Origin of the sequence: Luteitalea sp., assembly GCF_022842525.1 — a bacterium.
In the GTDB taxonomy this organism is placed as follows: domain Bacteria; phylum Acidobacteriota; class Vicinamibacteria; order Vicinamibacterales; family Vicinamibacteraceae; genus Luteitalea.
Genome location: NZ_JALHPM010000208.1, coordinates 1 through 10,405 on the forward strand (window position 1 = coordinate 1; position 10,405 = coordinate 10,405).

Here is a 10,405-nt window from a genome sequence, read left to right on the forward strand (position 1 = left end):
CCGCCGCCGAGCACCGCGACGCGGGCGCCCGCCAGCGGGTGCCTGGACCGGAGCGGGTGCAGGAAGCCTTCGACATCGGTGTTGCGTGCCACCCAGCCGGCTGCCGTGCGCGTGAGCGTGTTGGCGGCCCCGAGCCGCGTCGCGAGGGCGTCGGCCGACACCGCGCGCGCCAGCGCGTCGAGCTTGAAGGGCGCCGTGACACTCAGGCCGCGCACGCCGAGGGCGTCCGCCATCGTCAGCAGGTCATCGATGTCCTGCGCCTCCAGCGGCACGTACACCCCATCGATGCCCAACGCCTGCAGCGCGGCATTGTGCAGCGTCGGCGACCACGAATGACTGATCGGTCGCCCCGCGACACCGAAGATCTGCGTGGACGGCGTGTGCTGGCCGACGCGATAGCGGGCCCGCATCACGTCCGGCCGCACCTGCCCCGGCGCGATGGCCGCGCCGCCGTAGGTCCAGCGCGACCCGAACCGCTCGGCCAGCAGCCGCGAGGGCAGCCCCACGGCTCCCATCGCGATCAGGACGACGGGCACCCCCGATGACGCGGCCGCGACCCGAGCGAAGCCGAGCTGGTCGCTCAGCCTGGTCGGCGTCACCGCCAGCTTCACCACCGCGGGGTGACGCGCCGCCAACTCGCGCACCACCGCGCCCAGGTCGGCCGGCATGCCGGCGAAATCGTGCCGGGACAGGACGACGCGCCCCGGGAACGCGGCGATGACGGCGTCGCCGAAGGCCGCGTCCCACTCGATGTCGACGAACGCCGCGCCCCGGGCGAGTGCCTCGCGCAGCACGGTGTCCCGCTCGGCGTCGGGGCCGGTGAAGGCGCCGCCTTCACGGACGGGCCGCAGCGTGACGATGGCGCGCGGCGCCGCGTCCCCGAGGATGTCGCCGAGTGGCAGGGCGGGCAGGCGGTCGAGCCGGAACTCGACGAGGTCGGCCGCGCGCAGCGCCTCGTCACGTGCCGTCGACAGGGCCTCGGCAGTGAGGTCGGCCAGCGTGGCCACGAGTGTCACGGGGAGGATCGACATCAGTCCCTGACGGCCTTCGTCCTTCGGCCGTCGGCCTTCGGAAGAGCCTTTGGCAGTACGGCATTCGGCATGACGGCATTCCAGCACTTCGGCGCGCGGGCGTGTCACGTACGCGCGGACAAAAGAAAACGCCCCGTCGGCAGGTAGCCGAGGGGCGCCAGATACTCGTTCGAGTCGCTACTGGTCAATGTGCGGCTAGGCGGCCGCGCCCTCGGCTGTGGACGTGCACCACCACCAATAGCGCGCCGGAAACGACGCACGGGGGGCAGCAAATCCAGAGACGAAGAACGACGGAGCAACGCCGGGCATGACCAAGAGACCCTACCAGACTCGTCCGAACATCGTCAACGTGCGTCCAACATGGTGATGGGCGCCGCCCGTTGCTTGACCCTCTTCTGACCGCGTGTCATAACCGAACTCATCTTGCCGGACTCCCCCCTTGTGACTGATCGCCTGCTTCGCGGCGGCCTTGCCGCCTGCTCCGCGCTCCTGCTGTGCCTGGCGCCCGTGCCCGGTCGACTCACCCCGCTGGTGGCGCCGGTCGGTGCGGTCGGCACGACCTTCCCCGTCTCAGAGATCCGGCGCGGCCAGGTCGGCGAGGGAGTGACGCGCATGGACGACGGGGAGCGGGTGACGTTCAAGGCGCACGTGCTGGGCGTGCTCGACGGCGTGATCGGGCCGAAGCGTCAGGTCATCCTGGCCCGCCTCGAGGGGGCCGGGCTCGAGCACACCGGCGTCATCGCCGGCATGAGCGGCAGCCCGGTCTACATCGACGGGCGCCTGGTTGGCGCGGTCGCCTACTCGATGGGCCAGTTCGCCAAGGCGCCCATCGCCGGCATCACGCCGATCGCCGAGATGGTGGATGCGACGGCCGCGACGGCGTCCCAGGCGCCACGCACGGTCTCGACCCTGCCGCTGGACACACCGCTCACAGCGGACGCGCTGCGGGACGCCTTCCTCGCGTCGATTCCCGGACGGGGCGGCGTGACGCTCTCGCCGATGGCACTGCAGGGCCTCGGGCTGGACGCGGTCAGCAGCCCGGTGCTGCGCCCCATCGCCACGCCGCTGTCGATGGGGGGATTCTCGGGCACCATCGGCGCATGGCTGTCCGATACGCTGGGGACCGCAGGCTTCGCGCCGGTGTCGGCCGGCAGTGCCGTCGGCCGGGCGGCTGCCGATCCGGCGCCGCTGCAGGCGGGTGATGCCGTCGGCGTCAGCCTCGTCAGCGGCGACCTCTCCCTCGGGGCCACGGGCACGGTCACCAGTGTCGACGGCGCGCGCGTGCTGGCCTTCGGGCACCCCTTCTTCAACCTCGGGCCGGCGCAGCTCCCCATGACCCGCGCCCGCGTCGTCGCGGTCATTCCCAGCCTGTTGAACTCGATCAAGCTGGCGCAACTGGGTGACGTGATGGGCGTGATGGATCAGGATCGCGCCACGGCCATCGCCGGCACCCTCGGCGTCACGCCACGCACCATCCCGATGACGGTCGCGATGCGGGCCAACGGCTCGGCCTCGCGCCAGTTCACGTTCGAGGTGGCCGAGGATCAGCTCTTCTCGCCGCTGATCGTGTTCGCGGCGGTGGCCAACGTGCTGCAGTCGTACCAGCGCGAGGTGGGGGCGTCGACGATTCGTCTCAAGGGATCGGCCGACATCGGCGCGTCGACCCTGCGCCTCGACAACGTGTTCGGCGGCGACAGCGCCGTGACCATGGCGGCAGCCTCGCTGGCCGCGCCCCTGTCGGCCGTCCTGCGCAGCGATCTCGGCACGCCGCACATCGGGCGCATCGCGCTCGACGTCGACACCGACGAGCGGCAGCGCTCGACGCGGCTGGACCGCGCCTGGATCGCCGAGCCGCGGCCGCACGCCGGCGACACCGTCACGCTGATGGTCGAGACACGGAACTTCCGCAGCGCCCCGCAGATGCACCGTCTGCGCCTCCCCATTCCGGCCACCGCGACGGGGCCCCTGCAGGTGCAGATCATCGACGGCGCGACACTGGCGCAGCTGGAAGGCCGGCGGCGGTCGCTGGAGCAGGCGCGGTCGGTGGTCGAGCTCGTCCAGTTGCTGAACAAGGCGCGGCGAGGCGACCGCTGGTACGTTCGCCTCACCCGCTCGGCGGCCGGATCGGTCATCAACGGGCACGACCTGCCCGCGCTGCCTGGCAGCGTGATGCAGATCCTGGGCGCCACGCCCGGTGTGGTCACCACGACCCTCGATCACGACGTCCTCGGCGAGTGGGAACTGCCGGCCGATGCCGTCGCCACCGGTCAGCGCACGCTCACCCTCTCTCCTCTCGCTCCGTAAGCCTTTCATGACACATGTGTCCCGTCTGTTCCTGACACTGGCCGCCGCCGCGGCCGTGGTCACCCTGCCCGTGCGTGCCGCGGGTCCGTCACGCTGGGAGATCAGCAGCACCGAGCAGTGGATGGCCGGGCGCGGCGAGCAGGTCGCGATCACGCGCGACGGCAGGCTGACCCTCGGCCCGACCGTGCGCGTGGTGCACGACGATCCGTCGCCGGCGCTGTGGACCGCGGTGCCCGCGCCCGACGGCACGGTGTACGTCGGATCGGGCAACGACGGCCAGGTGCTGGCGCTCTCGGGCGACACGGCGCGCGTGTTCTGGGACAGCGACGACCTGCAGGTCCATGCGCTGGCCTGGCATGGCGATGCCCTGCTGGCGGCCACCTCGCCCGACGGCAAGGTCTACCGCATCACCGCGAACGGCACGGCCACGGTGTTCTTCGATCCGGAGGAGACCTACGTGTGGGCCCTCGCGGTCGACAAGGAGCAGCAGGTCTACGTAGCCACCGGCGGCAAGGGGCGCGTCTACCGGGTGCCGCGGTCGGGTGGCGCGCCGACGAAGGTGTTCGAGAGCGCGGCGGCCAACGTCACGGCGTTGTCGGTGAGCGACAACGGCGACCTGCTCGTCGGCACCGACAGCCCGGGGCGGCTCTATCGCGTGCCCGCCGCGGGCAAGGCGTTCGCCCTGCTCGACGGGCCGTTCACGCAGGTCCAGGCCATCCGGCCCGGGGCCAACGGGGCCACGTGGATCCTGGCCGTCTCGCCCGGGGCGGCCCCGGCCAGCAGTCCCGCCGCGCCGCCGGCGGCCTCGTCCACGCCGACCGCGTCGGTCAGCACCGAGGTCACCGTCATCGCCATCGGCGACGCCACGACGGTGAGCGCCGCGCCGGCCGCTTCGACCGCGACCGCTGCCGCCAGTGCCGGTGGCGCGACGCGGGGCGCGGTGTATCGACTCGGCGCCAATGGCCTGCTCGACACCTACTGGGAGGCCACCGGGGAACTGCCCTTCGACCTCCACGCCACGGCGTCGGGCCAGTTGCTGATTGCGGCCGACAACGGCGTCGTCTATGCGCTCGACGGCGATCCCGTGCGGACGGCGCGCATCGCCCAGGTCCCGGGACGGCAGTTGACGCGCATCGTGCCGCGTGGCGACCGCTATCTGCTGCTGGCGTCGAACCCCGGCAAGATCATCGAACTGGCGGGGACGGCGGCCGCGACCGGGACCTACACCTCCGAGGTCAAGGATGCGACGACGGGCGCGACATGGGGCCTGTTGCGCTGGGAAGGGACGCAGCCCGCGGGCAGCACGGTCACCTTCTCGACGCGCAGTGGCAACACGTCGACGCCCGACGACACGTGGGCCGACTGGACCGGCGTGCGCGACGACGAGGGCGTGCAGCGCATCGCCAGCCCGCCCGCGCGCTACCTCCAGTGGAAGGTGACGATGGCCGGGACGCCCATCCTCGACCACGTCACGCTGACGTATCTGCCGCGCAATCAGCGTCCGAAGCTGACGAGCCTCACCATCCACCCGCCCGGTGTGGTGTTCCAGCAGCCCTACGCCACACAGGAACCGCCGGACCTCGCGGGCTACCTGTCGACCACGCCGGCCCCGGCGCGTGACCAGGCGATTGCCGCGGCGACGCCGACGGCCACCGCGGCCGCGGTCGGGCGACGGCTGTTCCAGAAGGGCTTCCAGACGTTCCAGTGGGACGCCAGCGATCCTGACAAGGACGACCTCCGCTACCAGGTGGCGGTGCGCCGGGTCGGCACCGACGACTGGCGGGTGCTGGCCAGGGACCTGGTGGGCGCCGTCTACGCCTGGGACACGTCCCTGCTGCCCGATGGCCGCTACATGGTGCGCGTGGTCGCCGGCGACCACCGCGCCAATCCCGTTGCGTCCGCGCTGCAGGGCGAGCGTGAAGCCGGCCCGCTCACGGTCGACAACACGCCGCCGTCGATCCGTGTCCGGGAGGCAACGACGGGCACCGCGCGAGGCGCGGCCGACGTGCTGCGCTTCGAGGTGACCGACGCCGCCTCCACGCTGGACCGGGTCGATGTCCTGCTCGGCAGCGGGCAGTGGCGCCCGGTCTTCCCGGAGGATGGGGCCCTGGACGGGCTTCGGGAGCGCTTCAGTGTGCCGACCGCCGACCTCGGCGAGGGGCCGGTCGTCCTGCGGGCGACCGACAGCCTTGCCAACCTCGCGACGCTGGAAGTCGACCGGCGCAAGTAGGCGCGCGGCCCGCGCGAGGAGCCGCGGTGCCTCGCGCGGCCTAGGTGGAGAGGTCGGCCGGCACCTGCCGTGCCGACTGCGGCTTGATGATGGTGGGCCGCACGGTCGTGTGGCTCACGAGCCAGATCAGACTCACGGCCACCGGGCTGCCCGCGCGGCTGGCCGGATGGAAGCGCGCGGCGTCCTCCAGCGACTGCACGAGCTGCCGGTTCGGCGTGCCCTCGAGTTGCTGGGTGCGCTCGATGCGCCCCTCGCGGGTCACGACGGCGGAAATCGCCAATTCCACGTCCTGGTCCGTGGCCAGCGTCAGGTCGCTGGCCAGCATCAGCGGCAGCACCGCCTCGGCGGACACCCGCGGGGCTTCCATCCCGGGCGCCAGCGGCAGCGGCTCGAGGTCGGTGCCCGGCGAGGCCATCATGGCGATCAGGGCGCGCAGCGAGTCACTGCGCTGGTCGGCCGGCGCCAGGAGCACGATGCCGGCGGCCAGGCCGGCGCAGACCACGACGGCGGCCGTCGCGCACAGCCCGGCCCACACGAGATGCATGTCGTCGAAGGCCTCGCGCACCCGGACGGGCCACGACTGCTGCTCTTCGGCCCGCACGCGACTGACGACGGCGCTGGCCAGGCCGTGCCGCACGGGCTCGTCGCCGACGGCCGCCGCCATGAGCGTCGCTTCGCGACGGATCACGACGCCCAGGTCGTCGAGTTCGTCCAGCACGCGCCGGCAGGCGGCGCAGTGATTGAGGTGCTGCCCGACATCGAGGTGGTCGGCCACCGACAACTCGCCGTCCCGGAATGCCGACAACTGCTCCTGGACGGCCGTGCACGCATTGAGGCTGGTCACGGCTGCAACTCCGCCCGCAGCAACTGGCGCGCTCGCGCCAGTCGCGACTTGACCGTACCGACGGCCACGTTCAGCGAATACCCGATCTCTTCGTAGCTGAGGCCGTCGATCTCCCGAAGCACCAGCGCCGTGCGTTGGTCGAACGGCAGGTCACGCAGGGCCTGCCACACGCGGTCGGCCTGTTCCTTCTGGCGCAGCAGCCTCTCCGGTCCGCAGTCGTCGCGCGGCGACGACAGCTCGCCGTGCTCGGAGACGTGCACGTCGAGGGGCACCTGCGCCGACTGGTAGCGACGGCGCCACCAGCGCTGGCGATTGCGGGCCTGATTGACGACGATGCGGTAGATCCAGGTCCGGAGGGCGGACTGACCGCGGAAGCGGTCGAGCATGCGGAAGACGGTCAGGAAGACGTCCTGCGAGAGGTCGAGGGCCTCTTCCTTGTCTCCCAGCAGGTGGAAGGCGAGCTGGTAGACCATGCGCTGATGGCTCTCCACCAGTTCCGTGCAGGCCTGTTCGTCGCCGGCGAGACACCGGGAGACCAATGCGGCCTCGGCGTCGCTGACGCTCGACCAGTCGAGCGTGACGGGCTTCATCGAGAGTTCCCCTGCCACCCTGCGGTCACCTCCTGAGCGTACCGATGTCAGGTTGGACACCGCAAGGACAGAAATGTTCCGGTCACCGGCTCTGCCGTGGGTCGATCCGGTCGCGGAGGCCGTCGCCGAGGAAGTTGAAGCCCAGGACGAGCAACGCAATCGCCACCCCGGGGAAGATCGTCAGGTGGGGCGCGTCAAGCAGGTGGCTGCGGCCGGCGTCGAGCATCGCCCCCCAGCTCGGTGTCGGGGGCTGCACGCCGAGTCCGAGAAAACTGAGCGACGCCTCGGCGACGATGGCGCCCGCCATGCCGAGGGTCGCCTGCACGATCACCGCGGGATAGGCAGACGGCAGCACGTGCCGCACCAGCACCCGCGGGGCCGACGCCCCCAGGCTGCGGGCGGCCTGAACGTATTCGAACTCGCGCGCCTTGAGGACCTGACCGCGCACCAGTCGTGCGTAGCCTACCCAGCCGATGGCCGCCAGGGCGATCACCACGTTGCGCAGACTCGGCCCGAGCGCCGCCACCAGTGCGATGGCGAGCAGGATCCCGGGGAACGCCATCAGCACGTCGATGACCCGGCCGATCGCCGTGTCCACCCACCCGCCCGCATACCCGGCGATGCCACCGACCACGAGCCCGAGCAGCGCCGAGACGGAGACGACGGCGACGCCGACCAGCAAAGAGACGCGCGCCCCGGCCACGAGCCGCGCCAGGATGTCGCGTCCCAGTTCATCGAGGCCGAGGGGATGGGCCAGCGTCGGGCCGGCCAGCCGGAGCGCAAGTTCCTGCGCCCGCGGGTCCGCCGCCACGATCCACGGGCCGGCCAGGGCCACGACGACGGCGATGGCCACGAGCGCGAGTCCGATGCGCAGGTTCATTCGTAGCGAATCCGCGGGTCGGCCAGCCCGTAGGCCAGGTCGGTCAGCAGGTTGACGGCGACGTAGGTGACGGCGATGAGCAGGATGCACCCCTGCACCATCGGGTAGTCGCGGAACTGGATCGACTGGATCAGCAGGCGTCCCAGCCCCGGCCACGCGAAGATCGTCTCGGTGATGATCGTGCCGGTCAGGACCGCACCGAACTGCAGACCGACGATCGTGATGATGGGAATCAGCCCGTTGCGCAACGCATGGCGCAGCACCGTGCGACGTCGCGACAGCCCGCGCGATCGCGCGGCCCGCACGTACAGTTCCTTCAGTTCCTCGACCAGACTGGCGCGCGTCATCCGGGCCAGAATCGCCGCCAGCGCCAGCCCGAGCGTCGTCGCCGGCAGCACCAGGTATTCGGGTGGCACCCGCGGGATCGACCCGATCAACATCTCGGTGGAGGGACCGCGCCCGGAGATGGGCAACCATCCGAGGTGGACGCCGAACAGCAGCGCCAGCAGCGGGCCCAGCCAGAAATTGGGCATCGAGACGCCGACCAGCGCCAGCGCCATCGCGAGGTTGTCCACCCAGGTGTTGGCCCGGACCGCGGCGATGATGCCGAGGGGCACGGCGACCAGCAGGGCCACCACCATGGCCGTGACCGCGAGCAGCGCCGTGGCGCCCAGCTTCTCCGACAGCTCGGTGGTGACCGGCCGGCCCGTGCGCAGCGACAGTCCGAGGTGCCCGCGCGCCGCGTCGGCCAGGAAGCGGGCGTACTGCGTCGGTAGCGGGTCGTCGAGCCCGAGCCGGGCCCGCAACGCCGCGACGTCGGCCGGTGTCGCCGCCTCCCCGAGCATGGACACGGCGGGATCGCCCGGCACCAGGTGGATCAGCGTGAAGACGAGCGTCGCCACCCCCAGCAGCACGGGGATCGTGAGCAGCAGACGCCGGGTCAGGAAGCGCAGCATGGACGGCCGCTATGGTAGTCGAGTGCTGGCGGTCTCTTCGTCGAGGCCGAGGCGCCGCACCAGCTTGCTCAGCCCCTGCCGCGTCAACCCGAGGTCGCGCGCGGCCTGCGAGGGCCGGCCGCCGGCCCGGCTCAGCGCGTCGCGCACGAACGTCGCCTCGAACTCGCGGCGGGCGGCGTCCAGCCCCGTGCGGACCAGATAGGGCATGGCGGTCTCCAGTCGCCGCACGTCCGGCGGCAGGTCGTCGACGCGGACCCGCCCACGCGGCGCCACGCGCACCGCGAGGGCGGCCAGCGTGTTCTGCAGTTGCCGCACATTGCCTGGCCAGTCGTACCGCATCAGCGCCTCGAGCACGCGCCCTTCGAGCCGGGCCCGGCTGCCGACACGCGCCGTGCAGTCCTGCCAGAAGTGACGCGCCAGCATCGGGATGTCCTCGCGACGCTCACGCAAGGCGGGCATCCGGACGCGGACGACGTCGAGGCGGTAGAAGAGGTCGGCGCGGAAGGTGCCGCGGCGGACGGCCTCTTCGAGCGAGACGTTGGTCGCGGCGATGATCCGCACGTCGACGCGGCGGGCCTGGTTCTCGCCGACGCGACGCACCTCGCCATCCTGCAAGACCCGGAGCAGCTTGGCCTGCGCACGGCCGCCGAGCTCACCCACTTCGTCCAGGAACAGCGTGCCGCCATCGGCCTCGTCGAACAGCCCGGCCCGGTCGGTGGCCGCGCCCGTGAAGGCCCCGCGCACATGGCCGAACAACTCGGATTCCAGCAGTTCGTCAGGCAGGGCGGCGCAGTTGATGGCCGCACAGCGCCGGTGGCGACGCTGCCCGAGGGCGTGGATCGCCCGCGCGGCCAGTTCCTTGCCGCACCCGCTCTCCCCGCGCACCAGCACGGGGAACGGGGCGCGCGCCGCCAGCGCGATCTGCGTGCGGACGTCGCGCATCACCGTGCTGTCGCCCACCAGGGTCTGCTGGAGCCCGGGCGCCGCCACCACTGCGGGCGGCAACGGTCGCACGTGACTCGCGACGAGCCGTGCGAACACGGGCAGCAGCGCCTGCCGGGGCTGGGCCGCGTCGCGTGTCGGCCAGCGCGCGCACACGAACAGCCAGCCGCCTGCCTCCAGCGCCTGCTTCCCGACGGCATGCCAGCCGAACGTCGAGGCCACGGCCTCGGGGGCGTCGGCGTGGCAGAGCGGGCGCCACGCCTGCAGGGAATCGCCCGGCGTGCCGTCGCTGGCCATGAGGCGGGCGTCTCCGCCCTGGGCCACGAGGATCGCTGCGTGGTCGGCCTGGGTGTGATGCCGCACCGAACGGCAGGCCGTGGCGAGCGCCTCCTCGTCGCGAGTGGCCTCCTCGAGCAGCGCGGTGACGTCGAGCAGTTCGTGATGGGTCATGCGAGTGCGATCTCCGTGATGCGGCGGAATCCAGGTGAAGGCAGGACAGATCGGGGCGGCAGGCAGTGCACGCCAGGCGCGCCGGACATGCCGGACGCGCGCCATCGCCCCCGCGGTCGTCGCGGGCCAGACGGCCGGCAGGGGGCAGGCCCGTGGCACGGCCGGGGCCGCCCAGGCT

8 protein-coding genes are annotated in these 10,405 nt (G+C 72.1%); 2 read left to right on the plus strand and 6 right to left on the minus strand.

Annotated elements, in window-relative coordinates:
- Nucleotides 1-1,031, minus strand: a 1,031-nt coding sequence (locus tag Q0C41_RS26510) for a type I 3-dehydroquinate dehydratase (protein WP_291989137.1), incomplete at its 3' end; no start/stop codon positions are given.
- A gap of 441 nt (nt 1,032-1,472) precedes the next feature.
- On the opposite strand from Q0C41_RS26510, the gene Q0C41_RS26515 reads away from it, so the two are divergent.
- On the plus strand, nt 1,473-3,335 hold the full coding sequence (locus tag Q0C41_RS26515; RefSeq protein WP_291989139.1) for a SpoIVB peptidase S55 domain-containing protein: 1,863 nt from the start codon (nt 1,473-1,475) through the stop codon (nt 3,333-3,335).
- A 7-nt stretch (nt 3,336-3,342) separates the two neighbouring features.
- Nucleotides 3,343-5,565 carry a hypothetical protein gene (locus Q0C41_RS26520; protein ID WP_291989141.1) on the plus strand — a complete coding sequence of 741 codons (2,223 nt, stop codon included), beginning with the start codon at nt 3,343-3,345 and terminating at the stop codon, nt 5,563-5,565.
- A 40-nt stretch (nt 5,566-5,605) separates the two neighbouring features.
- Here the strand turns inward: Q0C41_RS26520 and Q0C41_RS26525 are convergent, their stop codons facing one another.
- The 5 genes from Q0C41_RS26525 to Q0C41_RS26545 all read right to left on the minus strand — a co-directional run bounded on the left by Q0C41_RS26525 (nt 5,606) and on the right by Q0C41_RS26545 (nt 10,227).
- On the minus strand, nt 5,606-6,409 hold the full coding sequence (locus tag Q0C41_RS26525) for an anti-sigma factor (RefSeq protein ID WP_291989143.1): 804 nt from the start codon (nt 6,407-6,409) through the stop codon (nt 5,606-5,608).
- On the minus strand, nt 6,406-6,999 hold the full coding sequence (locus Q0C41_RS26530) for a sigma-70 family RNA polymerase sigma factor (protein ID WP_291989145.1): 594 nt from the start codon (nt 6,997-6,999) through the stop codon (nt 6,406-6,408). Before Q0C41_RS26530 ends, Q0C41_RS26525 begins: the two co-directional genes overlap by 4 nt.
- Nucleotides 7,000-7,081: 82 nt before the next feature.
- On the minus strand, nt 7,082-7,879 hold the full coding sequence (locus Q0C41_RS26535; RefSeq protein WP_291989147.1) for an ABC transporter permease: 798 nt from the start codon (nt 7,877-7,879) through the stop codon (nt 7,082-7,084).
- Entirely contained in the window at nt 7,876-8,835 is a 960-nt protein-coding gene (locus Q0C41_RS26540) for an ABC transporter permease (protein WP_291989149.1), read from the minus strand. Before Q0C41_RS26540 ends, Q0C41_RS26535 begins: the two co-directional genes overlap by 4 nt.
- Before the next feature lie 9 nt (nt 8,836-8,844).
- Nucleotides 8,845-10,227, minus strand: a complete 1,383-nt coding sequence (locus tag Q0C41_RS26545; RefSeq protein ID WP_291989151.1) for a sigma 54-interacting transcriptional regulator — start codon at nt 10,225-10,227, stop codon at nt 8,845-8,847.
- Between the last annotated feature and the right edge of the window lie 178 nt (nt 10,228-10,405).